Origin of the sequence: Quadrisphaera sp. GCM10027208 (genome assembly GCF_042658805.1) — a bacterium.
GTDB lineage: Bacteria > Actinomycetota > Actinomycetes > Actinomycetales > SCSIO-59966 > SCSIO-59966.
Genome location: NZ_JBHSRC010000004.1, coordinates 118890 through 140545, shown reverse-complemented (window position 1 = coordinate 140545; position 21656 = coordinate 118890). Strand labels below are relative to the sequence as shown.

At 72.1% G+C, this 21656-nt stretch carries 18 protein-coding genes, 1 tRNA gene and 1 pseudogene; 10 read left to right on the top strand and 10 right to left on the bottom strand.

All coding sequences use genetic code 11. From position 1 onward, the window contains the following. The first annotated feature begins 15 nt into the window (after window positions 1-15). The 3 genes and pseudogenes from galE to ligD form a co-directional block, all read left to right on the top strand. A complete protein-coding gene (galE, locus tag ACFP6A_RS08355; protein WP_379603042.1) occupies window positions 16-969 on the top strand; it encodes a UDP-glucose 4-epimerase GalE in 954 nt (317 codons plus the stop codon). A gap of 46 nt (window positions 970-1015) precedes the next feature. Then, window positions 1016-2878 (top strand): NHL domain-containing thioredoxin family protein, encoded by a 1863-nt coding sequence (locus ACFP6A_RS08350; RefSeq protein ID WP_379603041.1) that lies wholly within the window; start codon window positions 1016-1018, stop codon window positions 2876-2878. Window positions 2879-2899: 21 nt separating this feature from the next. Next, window positions 2900-3829, top strand: a pseudogene (gene ligD, locus ACFP6A_RS08345) (non-homologous end-joining DNA ligase); the annotation flags it as partial. Between the two features lie 92 nt (window positions 3830-3921). Here ligD and ACFP6A_RS08340 read toward each other — a convergent pair. The 4 genes from ACFP6A_RS08340 to ACFP6A_RS08325 all read right to left on the bottom strand — a co-directional run bounded on the left by ACFP6A_RS08340 (window position 3922) and on the right by ACFP6A_RS08325 (window position 9702). After that, window positions 3922-4149 carry a DUF6458 family protein gene (locus ACFP6A_RS08340; protein WP_379603040.1) on the bottom strand — a complete coding sequence of 76 codons (228 nt, stop codon included), beginning with the start codon at window positions 4147-4149 and terminating at the stop codon, window positions 3922-3924. Window positions 4150-4265: 116 nt separating this feature from the next. Then, window positions 4266-4544 carry a HesB/IscA family protein gene (locus ACFP6A_RS08335; protein ID WP_379603039.1) on the bottom strand — a complete coding sequence of 93 codons (279 nt, stop codon included), beginning with the start codon at window positions 4542-4544 and terminating at the stop codon, window positions 4266-4268. 493 nt (window positions 4545-5037) lie between these two features. Next, entirely contained in the window at window positions 5038-6912 is a 1875-nt protein-coding gene (locus ACFP6A_RS08330; RefSeq protein WP_379603038.1) for an acyl-CoA dehydrogenase, read from the bottom strand. A 66-nt stretch (window positions 6913-6978) separates the two neighbouring features. After that, window positions 6979-9702, bottom strand: coding sequence for an HAD-IC family P-type ATPase (locus ACFP6A_RS08325; RefSeq protein ID WP_379603037.1), 2724 nt, complete (start codon window positions 9700-9702; stop codon window positions 6979-6981). A gap of 41 nt (window positions 9703-9743) precedes the next feature. Here ACFP6A_RS08325 and ACFP6A_RS08320 point away from each other — a divergent pair, with 41 nt between their 5' ends. Further along, window positions 9744-10736 (top strand): phosphotransferase, encoded by a 993-nt coding sequence (locus ACFP6A_RS08320; protein ID WP_379603036.1) that lies wholly within the window; start codon window positions 9744-9746, stop codon window positions 10734-10736. A gap of 381 nt (window positions 10737-11117) precedes the next feature. Here the strand turns inward: ACFP6A_RS08320 and ACFP6A_RS08315 are convergent, their stop codons facing one another. Both ACFP6A_RS08315 and ACFP6A_RS08310 read right to left on the bottom strand, forming a co-directional pair. Then, on the bottom strand, window positions 11118-11744 hold the full coding sequence (locus ACFP6A_RS08315; protein ID WP_379603035.1) for a nucleotidyltransferase domain-containing protein: 627 nt from the start codon (window positions 11742-11744) through the stop codon (window positions 11118-11120). A gap of 198 nt (window positions 11745-11942) precedes the next feature. Continuing rightward, a tRNA-Gly gene (locus tag ACFP6A_RS08310) sits at window positions 11943-12016 on the bottom strand. A gap of 227 nt (window positions 12017-12243) precedes the next feature. Here ACFP6A_RS08310 and ACFP6A_RS08305 point away from each other — a divergent pair. Genes ACFP6A_RS08305 through ACFP6A_RS08295 form a run of 3 tightly spaced genes read left to right on the top strand, consistent with a single transcriptional unit; the run spans window position 12244 to window position 15411 of the window. Continuing rightward, a complete protein-coding gene (locus ACFP6A_RS08305) occupies window positions 12244-13470 on the top strand; it encodes a glycine betaine/L-proline ABC transporter ATP-binding protein (RefSeq protein ID WP_379603034.1) in 1227 nt (408 codons plus the stop codon). Window positions 13471-13472: 2 nt separating this feature from the next. Beyond that, the gene (locus tag ACFP6A_RS08300; protein WP_379603232.1) at window positions 13473-14348 is read left to right on the top strand and encodes an ABC transporter permease; all 876 of its coding nucleotides are present in this window, start codon (window positions 13473-13475) and stop codon (window positions 14346-14348) included. A 16-nt stretch (window positions 14349-14364) separates the two neighbouring features. Further along, a complete protein-coding gene (locus ACFP6A_RS08295) occupies window positions 14365-15411 on the top strand; it encodes a glycine betaine ABC transporter substrate-binding protein (RefSeq protein WP_379603033.1) in 1047 nt (348 codons plus the stop codon). 91 nt (window positions 15412-15502) lie between these two features. Here ACFP6A_RS08295 and ACFP6A_RS08290 read toward each other — a convergent pair whose 3' ends face one another. Beyond that, window positions 15503-15934 (bottom strand): type II toxin-antitoxin system VapC family toxin, encoded by a 432-nt coding sequence (locus ACFP6A_RS08290; RefSeq protein ID WP_379603032.1) that lies wholly within the window; start codon window positions 15932-15934, stop codon window positions 15503-15505. After that, complete coding sequence (locus ACFP6A_RS08285; RefSeq protein WP_379603031.1) at window positions 15931-16185, bottom strand: antitoxin; 255 nt, start codon at window positions 16183-16185, stop codon at window positions 15931-15933. The genes ACFP6A_RS08290 and ACFP6A_RS08285 overlap by 4 nt, the downstream gene beginning before the upstream one ends. Before the next feature lie 115 nt (window positions 16186-16300). Between ACFP6A_RS08285 and dcd the strand changes: the two genes are divergently transcribed. Both dcd and ACFP6A_RS08275 read left to right on the top strand, forming a co-directional pair. Then, the gene (gene dcd / locus ACFP6A_RS08280) at window positions 16301-16876 is read left to right on the top strand and encodes a dCTP deaminase (RefSeq protein ID WP_379603030.1); all 576 of its coding nucleotides are present in this window, start codon (window positions 16301-16303) and stop codon (window positions 16874-16876) included. Window positions 16877-16879: 3 nt separating this feature from the next. After that, window positions 16880-17947: a hypothetical protein gene (locus ACFP6A_RS08275; RefSeq protein WP_379603029.1), complete on the top strand. Its 1068-nt coding sequence runs from the start codon at window positions 16880-16882 to the stop codon at window positions 17945-17947. Between the two features lie 41 nt (window positions 17948-17988). Here ACFP6A_RS08275 and ACFP6A_RS08270 read toward each other — a convergent pair whose 3' ends face one another. Beyond that, window positions 17989-18453: a hypothetical protein gene (locus ACFP6A_RS08270; protein WP_379603028.1), complete on the bottom strand. Its 465-nt coding sequence runs from the start codon at window positions 18451-18453 to the stop codon at window positions 17989-17991. 265 nt (window positions 18454-18718) lie between these two features. Here ACFP6A_RS08270 and ACFP6A_RS08265 point away from each other — a divergent pair, with 265 nt between their 5' ends. Further along, entirely contained in the window at window positions 18719-19129 is a 411-nt protein-coding gene (locus ACFP6A_RS08265; protein ID WP_379603027.1) for a hypothetical protein, read from the top strand. 178 nt (window positions 19130-19307) lie between these two features. On the opposite strand, the gene ACFP6A_RS08260 is transcribed toward ACFP6A_RS08265, so the two are convergent. Beyond that, window positions 19308-21650 carry a heterodisulfide reductase-related iron-sulfur binding cluster gene (locus tag ACFP6A_RS08260; protein WP_379603026.1) on the bottom strand — a complete coding sequence of 781 codons (2343 nt, stop codon included), beginning with the start codon at window positions 21648-21650 and terminating at the stop codon, window positions 19308-19310. Window positions 21651-21656 lie beyond the last annotated feature (6 nt).

Genomic DNA, 21656 nt, shown 5'->3' with positions numbered 1-21656 from the left:
GGCAGGGACTGACCGATGAGGCTTCTGGTCACCGGAGGGGCGGGGTACATCGGCAGCGTCGTGGCCGCCCAGCTGCTCGAGGCCGGTCACGACGTCGTCGTGCTTGACGACCTGTCCACGGGGCATGCGGACGCCGTGCCGGCTGGTGCCGAGCTCGTCGTGGGCAGTGTCGCCGACCCCGGCGAGGCCCTCGGCCGGGGCGTCGACGCCGTCCTGCACTTCGCCGGCACGTCCCTGGTGGGGGAGTCCGTGCAGCGGCCAGAGCTCTACTGGCACACCAACGTCGTCGGCACCAGGCTGCTCCTGGACGCGATGCGCGTGCGCGGCGTCCGCAGGATCGTCTTCTCCTCCACGGCGGCCACGTACGGCGTCCCGCAGCACGTGCCGGTCGAGGAGACCGAGCCCGCCGCGCCGACAAACCCCTACGGCGCCTCCAAGCTCGCCGTGGACCACATGCTCAGCGGCGAGGCGGCCGCCTACGACCTCGCGGCGGTGAGCCTGCGGTACTTCAACGTCGCCGGGGCCTGGCGCGGGTTCGGCGAGCGCCACGCCACCGAGACGCACCTGATCCCGATCGCACTGCAGGTGGCCGCCGGGCGCCGGGAGCGACTGTCGATCTACGGCGACGACTACCCGACCCCGGACGGCACGTGCGTGCGGGACTACATCCACGTCGCCGACCTGTCCCAGGCGCACCTGCTCGCGCTGGAGGCCCCGCAGCCCGGGCAGCACCTGGTCTACAACCTCGGCAACGGGGCCGGGTTCTCGGTGCGCCAGGTCGTCGACGTGGTGCGCGAGGTCACCGGCCACCCGGTGCCGGTCGAGGTCGCGCCGAGACGACCGGGGGATCCGCCGGTCCTCGTCGCCTCCAGCCGGCGCGCCCAGCACGACCTCGGCTGGACGCCGCAGCGCCAGCTCGCGGCGATGGTGTCGGACGCGTGGGAGCTCGCCCGTTCGCTGCCCGACTGAGCTGGCCGCCGGCGGATCTGTCGGCGACGCCGGGGAGAATCGGGGGATGACCGCTGCTCGACGACCACGCGTCCGCGCCCCCGAGCTCACCGGCCGGGCCTGGCTCAACACCGGCGGCGAGCCGCTCACCCTCGCCGGGCTCCGCGGCCGGATCGTGCTGCTCGACTTCTGGACCTTCTGCTGCGTCAACTGCCTGCACGTCCTGGACGAGCTGCGTCCGCTGGAACGCGAGTACGCCGACGTCCTGGTGACCGTCGGGGTGCACTCCCCGAAGTTCGCCCACGAGGCCGACCCGGACGCCCTGGCCGCCGCTGTGGAGCGCTACGCCGTCCACCACCCGGTCCTCGACGACCCCGAGCTGGTCACCTGGCGGGCCTACGCCGCCCGGGCCTGGCCGACGCTGGCGGTCGTCGACCCGGAGGGCTACGTCGTCGCCCAGCTGTCCGGCGAGGGCCACGCGCACGGGCTGCGGGTGCTGCTCGACGAGCTCGTCGCCGAGCACGAGACGAAGGGGACCCTGCGCCGCGGCGACGCCCCCTACGTGCCGCCGCCGCCGGCGCGGACCGCGCTGCGGTTCCCGGGCAAGGTGGTCCGGCTGCCCGACGGTGGACTGCTCGTCTCCGACACCGCGCACCACCAGCTCGTCGAGCTCGACGACGACCTGGAGACCGAGCGGCGCCGGATCGGCTCGGGCCGGCGGGGCCTGGTCGACGGCGCCGTGGACGTCGCCGCGTTCAGCGAGCCGCAGGGGCTCGCCGTCCTGCCCCCGGACGTCGCCGGCCGGGTCGGCTACGACGTCGTGGTCGCCGACGCCGTGAACCACGCCCTGCGCGGCGTCCGGCTCGCCGACGGAACCGTCCGCACCGTCGCCGGCACCGGCGAGCAGCTGCGTCGTCGCGGCGGCGGCGGGCCCGCCCTCGAGCAGGACCTGTCGACCCCGTGGGACGTCGCGTGGTTCGACGGGCGCGTCGTCGTCGCCATGGCGGGAGTCCACCAGCTGTGGGCGTTCCACCCCGACGCCGGCACCGTCGAGGTGCTCGCCGGCACCACCGCCGAGGGACTGCGGGACGGCGCCGCCCACGACGCGTGGTTCGCCCAGACCTCCGGCCTGGCCGCGGATCCGGACGGCCGACGGCTGTGGCTCGCCGACTCCGAGACCTCGGCGCTGCGCTGGCTGGTCCGCGGCGACGACGGCCACGACGTCGGCACCGCGGTCGGCACCGGGCTGTTCGACTTCGGCCACCGCGACGGCCCCGCACAGGACGCGCTGCTGCAGCACCCGCTCGGCGTCGCGGTGCTGCCCGACGGCTCGGTCGCCGTCGCGGACACCTACAACGGCGCCGTCCGTCGCTACGACCCGGCCACCCGCACCGTCACCACGCTCGCCCGGGACCTCGCCGAGCCCAGCGACGTCCTCGTCGACCCGGACGGCGCGACCCTCGTCGTCGTCGAGTCCGCCGCCCACCGGCTGGTGCGCGTCGGCGTCCCGGCGCAGGCCCAGCAGGTGGACGGCGTCGCCCGGCGCACCGCCCGTCCCGAGCAGGACGTCGCACCCGGCCGGCTCGCGCTGCGGGTCGCCTTCACCCCGCCGACCGGGCAGAAGCTCGACGACCGGTGGGGCGACCCGACCCGCCTCGTCGTGTCGGCCAGCCCGCCCGGGCTGCTGCTGGCGGGCGCCGGCTCGGCGTCCGGACTGACCCGGGACCTCGAGCTCGCCGGCGACGTCCCGGCCGGGGTGCTGCACGTCAGCGTCCAGGCGGCCGCCTGCGACGGCGACCCGGAGACCGGGGAGGTGCCCGAGCACGCCGCCTGCCACCTGTACCAGCAGGACTGGGGGATCCCGGTGCGGGTCGTCGACGGTATCGACGGTCTGGACGACGAGCTCGTCCTCGACCTGCGCGGGGTCTGACGCCGGAGCACGATGGCCGCCATGGCCGCCACCGCGGAGGATCTGGACGTCGACGGGGTCGCCGTCCGGCTGACCAACCCCGACAAGGTGTACTTCCCGGTGCTGGGCTCCGCCGGCGGCACCAAGCGGCACCTCGCCGAGTACTACCGCGCGGTCGCGCAGCACGGCGCCATCGTCACTGCGTTGCGGGGCCGGCCGACGTACCTGCAGCGGTTCCCCGACGGCATCGACGGCGAGGAGATCTACCAGAAGCGGGTGCCGCGGCACGCCCCCGGCTACGTGCACACCTGCCGGGTGTCGTTCCCGTCCGGGCGGCATGCCGACGCCCTGGCCGTCGACTCGGCCGCTGCCGTGGTGTGGGCGGCCACGTCCGGCGCCGTGACCTTCCACCCGTGGCCGTCGCGGTGCGCCGACACCGAGCACCCCGACGAGCTGCGGATCGACCTCGACCCGCAGCCCGGGGCCGGGTTCAGCGAGGCCCGGCACGTCGCCCTCGAGCACGTGCGGCCGCTGCTCGACGAGCTCGGGATGGCGGGGTTCCCGAAGACGTCCGGGGGGCGCGGCGTCCACGTGTACGTGCGGATCCAGCCGCGCTGGGAGCACCAGGAGGTGCGGCGGGCGGCGCTGGCCCTGGCCCGCGAGATCGAGCGGCGGGAGCCGGCCGCGGTGACGACGCAGTGGTGGACGGCGGACCGTCCGGACGGCGTGGTGTTCGTGGACTACAACCAGAACGCGCGGGACCGGACGATCGCCAGCGCCTACTCGGTCCGCCGCACCCCGCGGGCCACCGTCTCCACCCCACTGACCTGGGCGGAGCTGGCCGACGCCGACCCCGACGACCTGACGATGGCCAGTGTCCCGGCCCTGCTGGCCCGGCGCGGTGACCCGATGGCCCGGCTGGACGACGTCCACCACGACCTGGGTCCGCTCGTCGAACGCGCAGACGCCGACGGGCTGTGAGGCTAGGCCGCCTCACAGCCCGTCGACGGTGCTGCCCCGGGTGCCTTCCCCCGGGTGCCGCTCTGGGTTCTTGTGGCCGCCGGTCAGACCGGCGGGCGGTCGTCGTACGTGCGGCGCTCCTCGACGACCTGCCCGCGGGTCTCGCGCCGGCGCGGGCCCCACACGAAGGCAGTCATGACGAGACCGACGAGGCCGACGACGACGAGGATCCAGCCGACGACCTGGATGTCGATGCCCGCGACCTCGATCTCGACCGCCAGGGCCAGGATGAGGCCCAGGGCGAGCAGGAAGATGCTGACGCCGATTCCCATGCCTACCTCCGGTGTCCACGGGCCCGGACGGCCCGTACGCGGTGGCCATTGACCCGCGGCCACCGCGGGACCGCAACTCGAGGTGGCGGGTCAGCCGCCCCGAGTCAGCAGGCGGGTCAGCCGCCCTGGGTCAGCAGGAAGGAGGGTCCGTCGGAGCCCTGCTGGGCGTCCAGGGTGCTGTCGGCGAGCAGCTCAGCGGTCTGCGGGTCGACGAAGACCCGCGCGCCGTCGTTGTCGACGACCTCGTCGCCGGGTTCTGGCGCAGGGGTGATGGAGACCTGGAGCTGGCCCGGCGTCGGGGCGGGCGCGATGCGCAGCCCGGCGCCGTCCGGCACCTCCGGCTGAGCAGTCAGGTCACGGACGAGGGTCTGGGCGCTCGGGGTGAGGGTGAGCATGGTCGCTCCGATTCGCAGTCGACGGGGCCTCTTGGGGCCGGTCCTTGCCCCTCCACCGTGCCACGCCCCCGCCCCTCCCCGTCAACCCCACCCCTCGAGCCCTCCAGCCCCCAACCCCTTCGTGATCATGCAATCCCGCCACCCTGCGCGCCCTGCCGCCCGGCCCCCAACCCCTTCGTGATCATGCAATCCCGCCACCCTGCGCGCCCTGCCGCCCGGCCCCCAACCCCTTCGTGATCATGCAATCCCGCCACCCGAGCCCACCTGCGCCCTGCTCGCAGAGTGCTGGGTTGGTGGCGAGACACGCCGCAAAGGGTGTGACGAACCCAGCATTCTGCGACACGCCCGTGATCATGCATTCCCGTCACCCGCGGCGAAGGTGGCGGGATTGCATGATCACGGACAGGAGGTATGACGAGGGTGGCGGGATTGCATGATCACCGACAGGTGGTGTGAGGGTGGCGGGATTGCATGATCACCGATTTAGGAGGGGTCAGAAGGCGGACTCGTCGACGTCCATGAGGAAGTTGTCGGTGGCCTCGGCGACGGCGCGGTCGGACGTGATCCGCGGCAGCACCGTCCGGGCGAAGAACCGGGCGGCGGCCACCTTGCCCTCGTAGAACTGCCGGTCCTGCGCCGACGCGCCCGGCAGCGCCGCGAGCGCCACCTCGGCCTGGCGCAGCAGCAGCCAGCCGACGACGACGTCGCCGGCGGCCATGAGCAGCCGGGTGGTGTTCTGACCGACCTTGTAGACGTTGCGCGGGTCGCCGCCCTCGGCCCGCGGGTCGGACGCCGTGAGCTGGCCGACCATGTAGCCGACGATGCCCTGGGTGTCCTCCAGTGCCTGGGCGAGCAGCTCGCGCTCGCGGGCCAGCTCGCCGCTGCCGCCGTCGCCCTTGATGAAGTCCTGGATCTGCCCGGCGAGGTGTCCGAGTGCGGTGCCCTTGTCCCGGACGATCTTCCGGAAGAAGAAGTCCATCCCCTGGATCGCGGTCGTGCCCTCGTACAGGGTGTCGATCTTGGCGTCCCGGACGTACTGCTCGATCGGGTAGTCCTGGAGGAAGCCCGAGCCGCCGAGGGTCTGCAGGCTCTCCGTGCCGAGCAGGACCCACGCCCGCTCGGACCCGACGCCCTTGACGACCGGCAGCAGCAGGTCGTTGACCCGCACTGCCATGTCCTCGGGACTGCCGGGCTCGAACGTCTCGTTGCCGGTCGTGTGCAGCGCCCGGTCGACGACGTCCTGCTGGGTGGCGGTGAACAGCACGAGGGCCCGTAGGCCTTCGGCGTACGCCTTCTGCAGCATGAGCGAGCGCCGGACGTCGGGGTGGTGGGTGATGGTGACCCGGGGCGCCGTCTTGTCCGTCATCTGGGTGAGGTCGGCGCCCTGGACGCGTTCCTTGGCGTACTCCAGGGCGTTGAGGTAGCCGGTGCTCAGCGTCGCGATCGCCTTGGTGCCGACCATCATCCGGGCGTACTCGATGATGCGGAACATCTGGGCGATGCCGTCGTGCGCGTCTCCGAGCAGGGTCCCGACCGCGGGGATGCCGTCGACCTCGCCGAAGCGCAGCTCGCAGGTGGTGGACACCTTGAGGCCCATCTTGTGCTCGACGTTGGTGACGAAGGCGCCGTTGCGGTCGCCGAGGGCACCGGTCTCGGGGTCGACGTGGTACTTCGGCACGATGAACAGGCTCAGGCCCTTCGTGCCCGGGCCGGCGCCCTCGGGGCGGGCCAGGACGAAGTGGACGATGTTGTCGAAGAAGGGCGCCTCCGCGCTGGTGATGAAGCGCTTGACGCCGGTGATGTGCCACGTGCCGTCGGGCTGCTGGACGGCCTTGGCGCGGCCGGCGCCGACGTCGGAGCCGGCGTCCGGCTCGGTGAGCACCATCGTCGCGCCCCAGCGGTTGTCCACCATGTGACCGGCGAGCTTCTTCTGCTCCGGGGTGCCGAGCATGTACAGCACCTTGGCGAAGGAGAACCCCGCGGAGAACATGTGGACGGCGGGGTTGGAGCCCAGGACGAGCTCGGCGGTCGCCCAGCGCAAGGACGGCGGGACGACGGTGCCGCCGATCTCCGCCGGGACGTCCATCCGCCACCACTCGGCGTCCAGGTAGGCGTGGTAGCTCTTGACGAAGGACTCCGGCATCTCGACCTCGTGCGTGGCGGGGTCGAACGTCGGGGGACGCCGGTCGGACTCGAGCAGAGACTCGGCGAGCTCGTTCTCGGCCAGCCGGCCGACCTCGGCGAGGATCTCACGGGCCGTCTCGGTGTCGACGTCCTCGTACGGCCCGGAGCCGAGCAGCTCCTGGCGGTTGAAGACCTCGAAGAGGTTGAACTCGATGTCGCGCAGGTTGCTCCTGTAGTGGCCCATGACCGCCGGTCCCTTCAACCAGACACACCCGTCCGCGGGCAGTTACCCGCCAGTAACACCATGATGCTACCCACGGGTAGTGAGGGCAAGACCCCGGGCCCGGCGGTGCTTGTCGATCTCGACGACGACCCAGGCGAGGACGGCGACGAGCGCGATCCGCAGCCAGGTCCCGGCGTCCAGCGGGGCGGTCTGGAACAGCCGGTTCATCACCGGCAGGTACGTCAGCGCGGCCTGCAGCAGGACCTGCACGGTGACGCCGACGACCAGCCAGCGGTTGCTCAGCAGGCCGACGGTGTGGGCCGGGCGGGTCAGCGACCGGCAGCTGAACAGGTAGAGGGTCTCGACGGCGACGAAGAGGTTGACTGCGGCGGTCCGGGCGGTCGCCGGGTCGGCGCCGGCGTTCAGCTCCCACTGGAACACCCACCACGAGCCGGCGACGAGCAGGGCGGAGACGAGCAGGATCCTGGTGACGAGGTCCCCGGTGAGCAGCGGACGACGAGGATCTCGCGGCGGACGGGTCATGATGCCCGGCTCCTTGGGCTCGAAGGCCAGCATGAGCCCGAGCGCGACCGCGGTCGTCATGTTGATCCACAGGATCTGGGTCGGCAGGATCGGCAGCAGCCCGCCGGCCACGATCGCGACGAGGATGACGAGCCCCTCACCCATGTTCGTGGGCAGCGTCCACACGATGAACTTGGTGAGGTTGTCGAAGACGCCGCGACCCTCCTCGACGGCGGCCTCGATGGTGGCGAACTCGTCGTCGGTGAGCACCATGTCGGCGGCCTCCTTGGCCACCTCGGTGCCTCCGCGGCCCATCGCGATCCCGATGTCGGCCTGCTGGAGCGCGGGCGCGTCGTTGACCCCGTCACCGGTCATCGCGACGACGTTGCGCCGTGCCTGCAGGCCGCGGACCAGGCGGAGCTTCTGCTCCGGCGTGACCCGGGCGAGCACGACGGCGCGGTCCACGGCGTCGGCGTACTCGTCGTCCGGCAGGGCCTCGAGGTCGGCGCCGGTCAGCACGTCGCCGGGCTGCGGCTGGCCCTCCAGCAGGCCCAGCTGGCCGGCGATCGCCGTCGCGGTGGCGGCGTGGTCGCCGGTGACCATCTTGACGTCGATGCCGGCGGTCCGGCAGGCGCGGACAGCCTCGACGGCGGCGGGCCGTGGCGGGTCGAGCATCGCCTGCAGTCCAGTCAGCACGAGCCGGCCGGCCAGCTCCTCCTCGGCCGGGGCCTCGGGCCCGTCGACCTCGGCGCCCGCGGTCGCCAGGACGCGCAGGCCGTCCGCGGCGAGCTCGTCGACGACCCCCAGCACCGCTTCGGCGTCCAGTGGCCGCTCGACGCCGTCCGCCCCCAGGGCGGCCCGGCACAGGGGGAGCACCCGCTCGGTCGCTCCCTTGCACAGCGCGACGTACCGGTCGTGCTCGACGTCCCGGTGCACGGTGACCATGTACTGGCGCTCGGAGCTGAACGGCGTCGTCGACGTGCGGGGCAGGCGCTCGGCGAGCTCGTCGACGTTTAGGCCGGCCTTGCTGGCCACGGTCAGCAGCGCCCCCTCGGTGGGGTCGCCGATGACCGTGGGCCGGTCGTCCTCACCGCGGCTGAGCCGGGCGTCGTTGCACGCGGCGCCAGCGACCAGGCTCCAGCGCAGGGCCTGGTCGGCGTGGTGGTCGACCGGTTCGCCGTCCGGGGTCTCGACCCGGCCGTGCGGGTCGTACCCGGAACCGGTCACCGCGAACCGGCGGTCCGGCGTCCACACCGTCCGTACCGTCATCTGGTTCTCGGTGAGGGTCCCGGTCTTGTCGGAGCAGATGACCGTCGTGCTGCCGAGGGTCTCGACCGCCGGCAGCCTGCGGACGACGGCCCGGCGCCGGGCCATCCGGGAGACCCCGATCGCCAGGGTGATGGTGACGGCGGCCGGCAGCCCCTCCGGGATCGCGCCGACGGCGAGAGCCACGGCCGCCACGAACATGTCGGCGACGTCGCGGCCCTGGGCGAGGCCGAGGGCGAACGTGCCTGCGGCCAGGCCGAGGATGACGACGGTGAGGACCTTGCTGAACTCGCCGAGCTGGCGGGTCAGGGGTGTGGCCAGGGACTCCGCCGAGCCGACCAGCCGGTGGATCTGGCCGAGCTCGGTGCTCGCGCCGGTGGCCACGACGACGCCGGTTCCGCTGCCGGAGGTCAGCAGCGTGCCGGAGTAGAGCATGTTGACCCGGTCGGCGACCGGGGTGCCGTCGGGCAGCGGCGGCACGGCCTTGGCGACAGGGACGGACTCCCCGGTCAGCGCCGACTCGTCGGCGGCGAGCTCGGTGACCTCGATCAGTCGCAGGTCGGCCGGCACCTTGTCGCCCGCCTCGACGAGCACCAGGTCGCCCGGGACGAGGTCGGCGGAGTCCACAGCGCGCTGGACCCCGTCGCGGACGACGCGCGCGCTGGTGCGGACCATCGACCTCAGCGCGTCGAGCGACGCCTCGGCGCGGGACTCCTGGATGAACCCGATGACGGCGTTGATGACGACGACGCCGAGGATGACGCCGGCGTCGACGTACTCGCGCAGCACGAGCGTCACGACGGCGGCCGCGAGCAGGACGTAGATCAGTGGGTGGTGGAACTGGCGCAGCAGGCGCAGCAGCGCCCCGCTACCGGTCGCGGCGGGCAGCTCGTTGGGTCCGAAGCGCTGCAGCCGGGCCGCGGCCTCCTGCTCGGTCAGCCCGGCGTGGTGGTCGGTCTCCAGCAGCAGGACGACCTCGTGGGCCGTCATGCCGTGGTGGGTCCCGGAGGTCGCCGTTGTCATGCCTCCAGGTTCGGCGTTCGGTGGCCGTAGGTGAAGGGACGATGGGCCTTCCCCGGACGACGGCGGCCGGGCGTTCGCTGGGACGACGACCGGTTGCACGCGGTCTGCCACGGGTGGGCTCGGCCGCACACAGACACGCCGCTCCGTGTCAGGGTGACCGCGTGTGCGACAGGTTCGACGGCGTACGCGTGTGGGCGCGGCGTGCCTGGCCTGACCAGGACTGGGGTCGGGCTGAGGCGAGGCACGGCGCTTTCCATGAGGTCCTGCTACTGCCCGGGGGCCCGGTGGCCCGGGTGGCTGAGGGTCTTGACCAGGAGCGTCGGGTCGCGCGCGAGACCCTTGTCATGTCTCTGATGGCGAATCTTGATCTTCCTGTGCCGGTACCCACGCCAGTATCAGTGCCCGTCACGCTGGCTGGTCGAACCGGCGTGCTGACGTCTCTCGTCCCGGGACAGCCGCTACACGATGCCGCGTGGCCGGATGTCTGTGACCAGCTCATGGTCCTTCTCGGCGCCCTTCAACAGACACGGCTGCGGGACCTCCACCGCTCGCTGCCCAAACCGCGTGAGTGGTGCGGTGGAGCGTCATGGCCGGACATCGTTCACGACCGGCTCATCTCACTACTGCCTACGTCCGCACAGGAAGAGGCTGCTCGCGTCGTCGCCGACCTGCTGGTGGCCGAGCAAGGTGCCGAACCCGGGTTGGTGCACGGCGACTTCGGTCTGCACAACGTGATGTGGTCCGGCTCCAACGTCAGCGGTCTGATCGACTTCGACCACTGCTGCTGGGGTGATCCCGCCATGGACATCGCGCCTCTGGTCGGAGCATTCCACGCAGGAGCGGTCACAGGCGTTGTAGATGCTGACACGGTGCGCCGGGCCATGTACCACCGAGCCACCCTGTCGCTCCAAGTCGCCGCCGCCGCAGAACTGGCCGGCAAGCGTGCTCTGCGCGACCACGCCCTCGGCAACTTTGCACAGCGACTGGCAGAGGGGACTCTCTATGACCCTGGCGGCGAGCTGCCGGCCACCTAGGGCTCCAGGGCTGGGTGGCGGGTGAGATCCGGCGGTGCCGACGCCTGAGGATGCTCTGGCGGCGCAGGCCGGGACATCGTGACCAGCGTTCCCCCGCTGTGATCGGGCGCCAGCTCGCGTCGGTGGAGACGCTCGACCGACTGCTCGCGGCGATGGGGGCGCGGTTGGAGCTGCGAGCCGCGGCTGCGCCGCGTCGCCTCGGTGGCGCGGGCTGAGACGGCCCGGACTCCGATGTCAACCTCGAGGTCCGCAAGGACCTCGGTTCGGCGCCCGTCGGTCATCGGACGTGCAGAACGTGAGGCCGGTCACTCCAGTCTGGCGGCGGCGAGGAACTCGCGAGACTTGCTGAGGTGGCTGAGCGCCTCGTCCCCGGCACCCACGTCAGGTCTCCTTGGGAGCGGGGACGAGGGAGATCGAGCCAAGGATCGCTCGTCCGTCGTGGCGGATTTCGCTCAGGACGCGCTCACCCGCGGCGGCCATGGCCCGAAGCTCCTCGCCAGAGCGGTCGAGGATCTCGCAGGGGTTGCCGGTCCAGCGGGTCACCCCCGCCGCGAGGTCGGTGACGTTCGCGTGCCAGTCGGTGTCGTCGGCGTCCACGTCGGTGGGGCGGATGACGAGGAGGTCGATGTCGCTGGCGGTGCCGCCGTCACCCCGTGCGGCGGACCCGAAGACCACGACCGCGTCCGGCGGCTTGGCCCATCCGCCTGCGTGCTCGGCGATTCGGCTCCAGAGCTCCTGTCGCAGGGAGGCGAGCGCCTCGACGGCCGACGCGGCGACGTGCTCGCGGTTGAGGCAGAAGAGCCACGCGGCTCCCGCGGGGGTCCGGTCGACGAGGCCGGTCTCGGTGAGCTCGGCGAGGATGCGCGCCACGCGTGGCTGGGAGACGCGCGGGTGTGTGAGCTCGGCGATCGCGCGGCCGGTGAGCGGTGTCGAGGTGGACGCCAGCACGGCAAGCACCGGGCCGTGGGCGGACGGCACCACATCGGCGATCGGGTTCGACAGGTCCATCATCCACTCCATGTGAGTCGTGAGATACTCACATGATAACTGTAGTACTCACGTGATAACTATAGTGCTCACGCGTCCTATTGCTGTGGCGGCGTCGGCCAGAGGACCTCGCCGCGGCGGACGGCGCGCAGGTAGTCGCGTTGCCGCGGCGGGCGACCAGCTCCGGACGGTTGGTCGGCACGGACGACGCCCCGGTCATGGAGCGGGTGACGGGAATCGAACCCGCACTGTCAGCTTGGGAAGCTGATGTTCTGCCATTGAACTACACCCGCGCGCCACGCCCTGGAACGTGGACCCCGGGCAGCATACCCGCTGTCGCCACGCCGTCCCACGACCCTCCGACCGAGCGTGAGCCACGCCACAGAATCCCCTCAGATTGGCAAAGTGACGGCCATCTCGCCTACGGTCGACAGCCGCGTGGCCACGGCTGTGCGATGCCGGGGCGCTGTCGCGGACGGCGGTGCGCAGTACCCGGCACATCGATCGAGGAGGTGTGACGGTGGCGGCGATCCGCGCCGACGGCGTCTACAAGGTCTTCGGCCGTCGGGCCGACGACGCGGTCCGGCGGCTCAGGGACGGAGCCACCCGCGACGACGTGCTGCCGATGGGTGTCACGCCCGCGGTCATCGACGTCAGCTTCGAGGTCCAGCCCGGCGAGATCTTCGTCGTCATGGGCCTGTCCGGCTCCGGCAAGTCGACCCTCATCCGGATGCTCAACGGGCTGCTCGAGCCCACCGCCGGCACCGTCGAGGTCGACGGGACCGACATCACCCGGGCCAACCCGGCCCAGCTCCGCGAGGTGCGGATGCGCCGGATGAGCATGGTGTTCCAGCACTTCGCGCTGCTGCCGCACCGGACCGTCCTGGAGAACGCCGCCTACGCCCTCGACGTCCAGGGCGTCCCGCCGGCCGAACGGGCCGAACGCGCCCGTGAGGCCCTCGACCTGGTCGGGCTCGCCGGCTGGGAGGACAAGTTCCCCTCCCAGCTCTCCGGCGGGATGAAGCAGCGCGTCGGACTGGCCCGCGCGCTCGCCGCCCAGACCGACATCCTGCTCATGGACGAGGCGTTCAGCGCCCTGGACCCGCTGATCCGGCGGGAGATGCAGACCCAGCTCGTCGACCTGCAGCAGCGGCTCGGCAAGACCGTCGTGTTCATCACCCACGACCTCAACGAGGCCATGTACATCGGCGACCGGATCGCCGTGATGCGCGACGGCCGCGTCGTCCAGGTCGGTACGGGGGAGGAGATACTCACCGACCCGGCCAACGACTACGTCGCCAAGTTCGTCGCGGACGTCGACAAGTCGCGGGTGCTCACCGCCGGGTCCGTGATGGAGCCGGCGCGTGCCGTGGTGTTCTCGAGCGCCGGGCCGCGCACCGCGCTCACCGTCATGCGCGAGCACCAGAGCGGCGGCGTGATCGTCGTCGACCGGGACCGGCGGCTACGCGGCCTGGTCCGGGACAGCGACGCCATGGCCGCCGTCCGCCGCAACGAGCAGTCCCTGCAGGCGATCATCACCCCGGACGTCGCGAGCGTGTCCGAGTCGAGCACCCTGGCCGAGCTGTTCGCGCCCTCGGCGGAGTCCGCCGTCCCGCTCGCCGTCGTGGACGACGACGGCCGGCTCGTCGGCGTCATCCCACGGGTGACGCTGCTGGCCGCCATGGCCGGCAGTGCCGAGGACGACGCCGTCGGTACCTCCACCGAACCGGTGGAGGTGGCCCCGTGAGCCTGCTGCTGGCCTTCGACCCCGCCAACCCGCGGCTCCCGCTCGGGGAGTGGGTCGCCGAGGCCACCGAGTGGCTGACGTCGACCTTCGAGGTCGCCTTCGACGCCGTCAAGGCGGGCCTGGCCCAGGTCTACGACGTGCTCAGCGGCGCCCTGGGTGCGCCGCCGTTCTGGCTGGTCATCATCGTCTTCGCCGCGCTGGCCTGGTGGCTGCGCAGCTGGCGGTTCGCGCTGTTCACCGCGGTCGGCTTCTACCTCATCCGGGCCCTCGACCAGTGGCTGACCGCGATGGACACCCTCGCACTGGTCATCATGGCGGCGACGGTGTCCGTCGTCCTGGCCATCCCCCTCGGCATCTGGGCGGCCCGCTCGGAGACGGTGAGTCACGTCGTCCGGCCGGTCCTCGACTTCATGCAGACGATGCCGGCGATGGTCTACCTCATCCCCAGCCTGGCCGCCTTCGGCATCGGCGCCGTCCCCGGCATGGTGGCCACGGTCGTCTTCGCCATGCCGCCCGGCGTCCGGCTCACCGAGCTGGCGATCCGTCAGGTCGACCCGGAGGTGGTCGAGGCCGGGCGGGCGTTCGGCTCGCCGCCGGGCCGGATCCTGCGGCAGATCCAGCTTCCGCTGGCCCTGCCGACCATCATGGCCGGCGTCAACCAGGTGATCATGCTGGCCCTGTCGATGGTCGTCCTCGCCTCGATGGTCGGCGCCGGCGGCCTGGGCAGCGAGGTGCTCAGCGCCCTCGGCCGGGTGGACGTCGCCCGCGGCGTCGAGGCGGGCCTCGCCGTCGTCATCCTCGCCATCTACCTCGACCGGCTGCTGTCCTCGCTCGGCGACCGGGCGCCCGTGGCCCGGGCCGCCCGGCTGCGCGACTGACCGGCGGCCCCCCTGAATGTCACACCCGAGGAAAGGAAGTGCTGTGCGTCAACCGACGAAGCTCATCCGCACGACCGGCCTGCTCACCGGCGCCCTGGTGCTGAGCGCCTGTGGGGCGTCCAACACCGGCTCCGGTGACACCGAGGAGACCACCGGCGCCGGCGGCGAGCAGACCGCAGCCGCCTCCCAGTGGGGCGACTGCGACATGACCGAGGGTCTCGCGCCCGTCCCGGACCCTGAGGGCACCGGTGAGGACGCCGACACCACCGTCGACATCGGGGTCTTCAGCGGCTGGGACGAGTCCTACGCCGCGTCGTACCTGTACGCCAACGTCCTCGAGGGCATGGGCTACACGGTGAACCTCACCGAGTACGAGGCCGCCCCGATGTACACCGGTCTGGCCGACGGCGACATCGACATCAGCCTGGACACCTGGCTGCCGCTCACCCACGAGGACTACCTCGAGCAGTACGGCGAGGACATGACGAGCCTCGGCTGCTGGTACGACAACGCCAAGCTGACCATCGCGGTCAACGAGGACGCGCCGGTGGAGTCACTGGCCGAGCTCAACGAGCACGCCGAGGAGTTCGGCGGGGTGCTGTACGGGATCGAGCCCGGCGCCGGCCTGACCCGCATCACCAAGGAGGAGGCGATCCCGACCTACGGGCTCGACGACTTCGAGTTCCGCGAGTCCTCCACCCCGGCGATGCTCTCCGAGCTGAAGTCGGCGACGGAGTCCGGCGAGAACATCGTCGTCACCCTGTGGCGCCCGCACTGGGCCTACGACGCGTTCCCGGTCAGGGACCTCGAGGACCCCGAGGGCGCCATGGGTGAGGCCGAGTTCATCTACTCCTTCGGCCGCGGCGACATCGAGGAGGAGATGCCGAACGTCGCTCAGCTGGTTCGCAACTTCGTCTTCACCGACGAGCAGCTGGCCGAGCTGGAGAACCTCATGTTCAGCGAGGAGCACTACGCCGGCGAGGACCACGAGGCCGCCGTCGCCGAGTGGCTGGAGGCGAACCCCGAGTTCGTCGACCAGCTCAAGGCCGGCGAGCTGGGCTGACGTCCGCGTCGTCGTCCGGCGCCTGAGGTACAACCGCCGACCGTGCCGCTCCTTGGGGTGGCACGGTCGGCGCGCACCGTGGACGGTCCGGTCAGGGGCTGACGGGACGCTCCCACCTCACCCCCGGGAACCGGCTGAAGTCGTTGTCGTAGGAGACGATCTCGGCGCGGTGCTCCACGGCGAGCGCGGCCAGGTGCGCGTCGGAGACGAGGTTTCCTCCGCTGCCCACCTGCGCCAGCAAGGACCCCATGACGTCCAGGTGGCGGGCGGTCGGGTGGACCACCTCGGCGCTCGGCTGGGACAGCCAGTCCTGGACGACGTCCACGGCCGCGCTCACGCTCAGCGGACGGGGAAACAGGTCCACCCGCGTGCTCAGACGCAGGAAGGCGAGTACCGGAACCCAGGCGAGGCCGACCGACGCGGCGCCGGACAGTGCGTCGTCCAGCCAGCCTCTGGCCTCCTCGTGGTGCTCGGCGTCCTCGTTGACGGCGTAGAGCAGGACGTTGGCGTCCACGAGCTTCACTTGCCGGCCCGCATCCGCCGCAGCAGCTCCTCGTCCTCGAGGTCCCCCGCCAGCTGCAGCGCCTTGTCGAGCGAGACCGTGGGGCGTCCCATCGGCGCTGTGCGCGTGCGGAACTGCCGTGGCGGGCGGCGACCCGCGAGCCCTTCACGCACCGCCTCGTTCAGGGCTTGCTTGAACGAGATGCCGCGTTCCTTCATCCGCTGCCGGAGCAGCTGCTCGGTGTCGGGGTCCAGGGTCACCGTCGTGCGCATGTGACAGCCTAGCATCATCGATCGTGATGCCATGTCATCATGTGTCGTCATCTGGGCGTCATCTAGCGTCACGCGTGCGTACCACCTCGCTCGGTCGACTGGGTAGGTTGTCGGCGTGCTGCTGTCCGACCGCGACATCCGGACCGAGATCGAGACCGGACGCGTCGTCCTCGACCCGTTCGACCCGGCGATGGTCCAGCCGAGCAGCATCGACGTCCGGCTCGACCGGTACTTCCGGCTGTTCGACAACCACAAGTACCCGGTGATCGACCCGGCTCTCGAGCAGCCGGACCTCACCCGGCTCGTCGAGGTGGGCCCGGACGAGGCGTTCGTGCTGCACCCCGGCGAGTTCGTCCTCGCCTCCACCTACGAGTACGTCACCCTCCCGGACGACCTGTCCTCGCGGCTCGAGGGCAAGAGCTCGCTCGGCCGGCTGGGGCTGCTCACGCACTCCACCGCCGGGTTCATCGACGCCGGCTTCTCCGGGCACGTGACCCTCGAGCTGTCGAACGTGGCCACCCTGCCGATCAAGCTGTGGCCGGGCATGAAGATCGGTCAGCTGTGCTTCTTCCGGCTCTCCACCCCGGTCGAGCACCCCTACGGCAGTGACCGGTACGGCTCGCGCTACCAGGGCCAGCGCGGTCCGACCGCGAGCCGGTCCTACCTGAGCTTCCACCGCACCCGGGTCTGACCCGTGCCGGCCGCGCGCCGCCGCCCCACGCCGTCCAGCCGTCCCGTCGGCGTGGACCGCAGCCGTGCCCACGTGCTCGTGCTCCCGGACGGCGCCGACGTCGAGGACGTCGAGCGGCTCGTCCGCCAGCGGGAGCCCGCGGTCGCCGCCGACCCGGGTCGCGGGCTGCGGATCGGGCGGCACACCCGGCTGATCGGCCCGTTCGCCGCGGACGACGTCCTGGCCGTGGGCGCCCACGGCGACTGGGCCCTCGCCTGGGTGCTGGACTGCCCCGCCGAACGCGGGGACCCACCGCTGCCCGGGGTCACCGACCCCGACGGCCTGTACCGCGCCTTCCCGCACGGGCTGCCGGTGCGGGCCGAAGGTCGGGCCGTGGGCCTGCTCGTCGCCCTCGCCCGCCGCTTGCGCGGCGCCGTCCGGGTCGCCGGCAGCGGGCTGCTGCTGCGTCCCGACCCGGGCGTCGCCGTCGACGTCGTCGTCCACGCAGCGCACCGGGTGGACCGGGACACTCTGCGCGCTGCCCTGGTCGCCGCCGGCGTCCCGGCGACGGAACCGGACCCGGGGGCGCCGTGGGCCGGCGCCCCGCCGGACCTCGTCGAGCACCCCCCGGACGAGGCGGTGGCCGCGCTGCCGATCGAGGAGCGCGCGGCGCTGCACGCCCGCGCCGACCGGCTGGACGCCGAGGTGCTCGCGGCCGAGCAGGCCGCCCGGATCGGTGCCGACGGGGTTCCTGGGACCGGGGACGCAGCGCCGTACGCCCTCGTCGTCGACCTGGCCCGTTCAGCGGACGACGTGGACTCCGGGATCGTCGAGGTGCTCGTGCACCCCGCCGAGGACCTGCCGCCGGTGGTGGCGGGTCATCCGTGGGCGGCGCGGGCGACGACGTACGAGGTGCGCTGGGCACCGGAGGATCCCGCCGTCGCCGCCCTCGAGGCGCCAGGAGGAGCGCTGGTGGCCGCCCGCCGGCGGGCGGCGGTCGTCGTCCGGACGGCGGCGCGGGTCGTCACCGAGGCGGCCGAGGGCGTCCCGGTGGACGCTGACGGGTTCCTGCTGGACCGCTACTCCCTCTGATCGCTCGACCCCCCGGGGGGCCGAGCCCGGACCTCCACCGCTCAGGAGTCTCGGCGCAGTGTCCACGGCAGGTCCGGGGTGGCGCCCTGGATCTCGAGCGCCTCGACGGTGATCCGCGCAAGGCCTTCGGCGTCGGACTGCGGCCACTCGAGGACCGTGTAGTCGGGCGCGTACGGCTCGAAGTGGCCGGGGTCGCCGGGACGCCGCCAGCCGAGGTCCCGGATCCGTCGATCCTGCTCCTCGGTGAGCTCCACGTGCCCGCCGGCGAGGGCGGCGCCCCCCAGGATGCCGAGAACCACCCCCTGCCCCTGGCCGGCGAACTGCGCGACGAAGCCGGAAGGGAGCCGGACGGGCGGTTTCGTGCCGAAGAGCCTCCGGCGCGGTTGGGACCAGCGCTGTTGCTCCGGTGGGACCTCGTGATCGAAGATCAGGAACTCGGTCTCGGTGAGGGTCGCGAGCTCGCTGGCGAGCCGCTCCCTCCATCTGTCCCAGCGCGGGTCTGGCATGACGCTGCTCTCCGGGAAGGCCTCGGGACGGGATGCTCAAGCTCGCGGCGCTATCCACCGCGACCCTACGCCAGCGGACTCCTTGCTGCTCGGCTTGCTCCTCGGCGTCCCCACAGCGGCTGAAGGTCGGCGAGGACAGCGCCGCCCAGGTCGGTAGTGCACTGAGAGCAAGGTCGGTGGTGCACCGGCTGGCGGTGCGCTCGGAATCGCCACCGTGCCAGGGGTCAGTACTGTCGTCCGAGACAGAGCGATGGCCGGAGGTGCCGTGGGCCAGTACATCGGCAAGCAGTGGGACGGGGTTGTGCGGACTGTGGCCGACGTCTTCGTCACGGGCCTCTCAGCGCTGGCGATCGTGGCGGCCCTGGCGCTGGCCGGCTACGCGATCGCCTGCCGCCGGGGTCGCACACCTGACCTTCGGGAGTGGGCGTTCGGCAGCGAGGAGACTGCGAGCACCACGATGCTGATGCTGCCCGGGGGTGCGGCCATGCTCGCGGCTGTTGGCTTGCTTGGCCTGACTCGGGTCACGTCCGCGGTCGGCCCCCTTGTCGTCGTCTGTGCCGTGATCGGCGTGGTGCTCGTCCTCTGGGCGGGCCTGCACCTGCCCGTGCCGCTGGCTCTGTACCCGTCGTGGGCCCGGGAGCAGCGGGCTCGCGTGCGGGCGCGCCGCAAGGGCTAGCCAGCAGAATGCTGGATTCGCCACGGCGTTGCCGGCGTGTCGCGCCACCAACCCAGCATTCTGCGAGGGGGCGAGGGGGCGAGGGGGCGAGGGGGCGGGTGGGTGGCTCTGCGAGCGGCGGGTGGGTGGTGGGGTGGCGGGATTGCATGATCACGGATGGGGGTGGCTGTGGGGTCGGTCAGGAGGCGGGCTGCGGCTCCGGGTCAGGAGTGCGCTCGCCGGCGTCGGCGCCGGACCCGGGCTCGCCGCCGCGCCTGACCGCGGCGAGCAGCATCTGCGCGACGTCCAGGACCTGGACCTCCTCGCGGGCCTCGCCCTTGCCCTGCGCCTCGGTCAGGCCGTCGGAGAGCATGACCCGGCAGAACGGGCAGCCGATGGCGATGGTGTCCGCTCCGGTGGCCACCGCCTCGGCGGTCCGGTTGGCGTTGATGCGGGTGCCGATCTTCTCCTCCATCCACATCCGTGCCCCGCCGGCGCCGCAGCAGAACGACCGCTCCTTGCTGCGCTCCATCTCCCGGTACTCCACGCCGGGCAGGGCGCCGAGGAGGTCGCGCGGCGGGGAGTACACGCCGTTGTGCCGACCGAGGTAGCACGGGTCGTGGTAGGTGACGCTGGGCGCCGACGCCCCGGCCTTGGACAGCCCGAGCCCCGACACCGGCTGCTCGGGCGGCGTGACCGGGACGAGCCGCTTGTCGCGCACCAGCCGGTTGAGCAGCTGGGTGTGGTGGACGACCTCGTAGTTCCCGCCGAGCTGCGGGTACTCGTTGGCGAGGGTGTTGAAGCAGTGCGCGCAGGAGACGACGACCTTGGTCGCCTTCATCTCGTTGAGCGCCTCGACGTTCGCCTGGGCGAGCATCTGGAAGAGGAACTCGTTGCCGGCGCGGCGGGCCGGGTCACCGGAGCAGGACTCGGCGTCGCCGAGGACGGCGAAGTCGACGCCCGCGGTGTGCAGCAGCTCGGCGACGGCCTGGGTGGTCTTCTTCGCGCGGTCCTCGAACGCCCCGGCGCACCCGACCCAGAACAGGTACTCGACCTCGGAGAGGTCCTCGACGTCCACGCCGACCTGCTTGACCTCGAACGGCAGGTCCTTCGCCCACTCCAACCGGGTCCGGGCGTTCATCCCCCACGGGTTCTGCTTGGTCTCCAGGTTCCGGAACAGCCCGCCGAGCTCGCTGGGGAACGCCGACTCGATGAGCACCTGGTTGCGGCGCATGTCGACGATGTGGTCGACGTGCTCGATGTCGACCGGGCACTGCTCGACGCAGGCGCCGCAGGTGGTGCACGCCCACAGCACGTCCGGGTCGATGACACCGCCGCCGGAGGGCCGCCACGGGTCGCCCTCGGTCGCCCCGACGAGCGGCCGCTCGGCCTCCGCCCGGGCCATCGCCAGCACGTCAAGCGGGCCCGACGTGCCGTCGGGCGCGGCACGCTCCTCCTCGGTGGCCAGCAGGTACGGCGCCTTGGCCCAGGCGTGGTCGCGCAGCGACAGGATCACCTGCTTGGGGCTCAGCGGCTTGTCCGTCGTCCATGCCGGGCACTGCGACTGGCAGCGGCCGCACTCGGTGCAGGTGCTGAAGTCCAGCAGGCCCTTCCAGGTGAAGTCCTCGACCTTGCCCACGCCGAGCGCGGTGTCCTCGTCGAGCTCCTCGAGGTTCTCGAAGTCCAGCGGGGCACCGCCGACGAGAACCGGCTGCAGCTCCCCGAGGGACGTCCGGCCGTCCGCGTGCCGCTTGAACCAGATGTTGGGGAACGCCAGGAACCGGTGCCACGCGACACCCATCGTCGGGTTCAGCGCGACGGTGACGAACCACGCCATCGAGATGAGGATCTTCACCGCCGCGATGACCACGATCGCGGTCTCGATCGCGCCCAGGCTCAGCCCAGTGAACAGCTCGCCCAGCCACGCCGTGAGCGGGAAGTGCACGAGCGTCGCGTACTGCCCGTCCGTGGCCGCGCTCTGGGCGTACTCCAGCCCGCGCAGGGCGATGACGGCCAGGACGACGCCGAGGATCGTGGCCTCGACGTAGTAGGCCTGCCAGAAGCTCGACAGGTAGAAGCGGGACCCGCGCTCGCCCGAGGCCCGCCGGCCGTCCCGCTGGCGTCCGGCGTACCGGCGGGGGTGCTGGCGCTGGCGGATGACGATGAGCACGACGATCCCCACCAGGGACAGCCAGGCCACCACCTCGGTCAGCCACTCCAGCGGCACGAAGTGCCCGATCAGCGGCAGGACGAACCCGGGGTCGAACAGCTGGCCGTAGGCGGTCAGCAGGCTGAAGAACAGCAGGCCGAAACTCACCATCACGAACCAGTGCGCCACCGCGACGACCGGCAACCTGGCCATCCGGGTGTGGCCGAGGAACTCGCGCACGAGCGTCGCGGTCCGCCGGCCCGGCTCGTCGGTGCGCCCGACGACGGGTTGCCCCAGGCGGATCGTCCGCACGATCTGCCCGACGGTTCGGGCGAACAGCGCGACGCCCACGGCGGTGGCGGCCAGGGACACGACGATCGCGATGACCTGCATGGGCGC

What these genes read in the sequence shown, in the direction of transcription:
- galE (WP_379603042.1), top strand. Translation starts at nt 16, where the DNA reads ATGAGGCTTCTGGTCACCGGAGGGGCGGGGTACATCGGCAGCGTCGTG.
- ACFP6A_RS08350 (WP_379603041.1), top strand. Translation starts at nt 1,016, where the DNA reads ATGACCGCTGCTCGACGACCACGCGTCCGCGCCCCCGAGCTCACCGGC.
- ACFP6A_RS08340 (WP_379603040.1), bottom strand. Translation starts at nt 4,149, where the DNA reads ATGGGAATCGGCGTCAGCATCTTCCTGCTCGCCCTGGGCCTCATCCTG.
- ACFP6A_RS08335 (WP_379603039.1), bottom strand. Translation starts at nt 4,544, where the DNA reads ATGCTCACCCTCACCCCGAGCGCCCAGACCCTCGTCCGTGACCTGACT.
- ACFP6A_RS08330 (WP_379603038.1), bottom strand. Translation starts at nt 6,912, where the DNA reads ATGGGCCACTACAGGAGCAACCTGCGCGACATCGAGTTCAACCTCTTC.
- ACFP6A_RS08325 (WP_379603037.1), bottom strand. Translation starts at nt 9,702, where the DNA reads ATGACAACGGCGACCTCCGGGACCCACCACGGCATGACGGCCCACGAG.
- ACFP6A_RS08320 (WP_379603036.1), top strand. Translation starts at nt 9,744, where the DNA reads ATGGGCCTTCCCCGGACGACGGCGGCCGGGCGTTCGCTGGGACGACGA.
- ACFP6A_RS08315 (WP_379603035.1), bottom strand. Translation starts at nt 11,744, where the DNA reads ATGGACCTGTCGAACCCGATCGCCGATGTGGTGCCGTCCGCCCACGGC.
- ACFP6A_RS08295 (WP_379603033.1), top strand. Translation starts at nt 14,365, where the DNA reads ATGTCACACCCGAGGAAAGGAAGTGCTGTGCGTCAACCGACGAAGCTC.
- ACFP6A_RS08285 (WP_379603031.1), bottom strand. Translation starts at nt 16,185, where the DNA reads ATGCGCACGACGGTGACCCTGGACCCCGACACCGAGCAGCTGCTCCGG.
- ACFP6A_RS08270 (WP_379603028.1), bottom strand. Translation starts at nt 18,453, where the DNA reads ATGCCAGACCCGCGCTGGGACAGATGGAGGGAGCGGCTCGCCAGCGAG.
- ACFP6A_RS08260 (WP_379603026.1), bottom strand. Translation starts at nt 21,650, where the DNA reads ATGCAGGTCATCGCGATCGTCGTGTCCCTGGCCGCCACCGCCGTGGGC.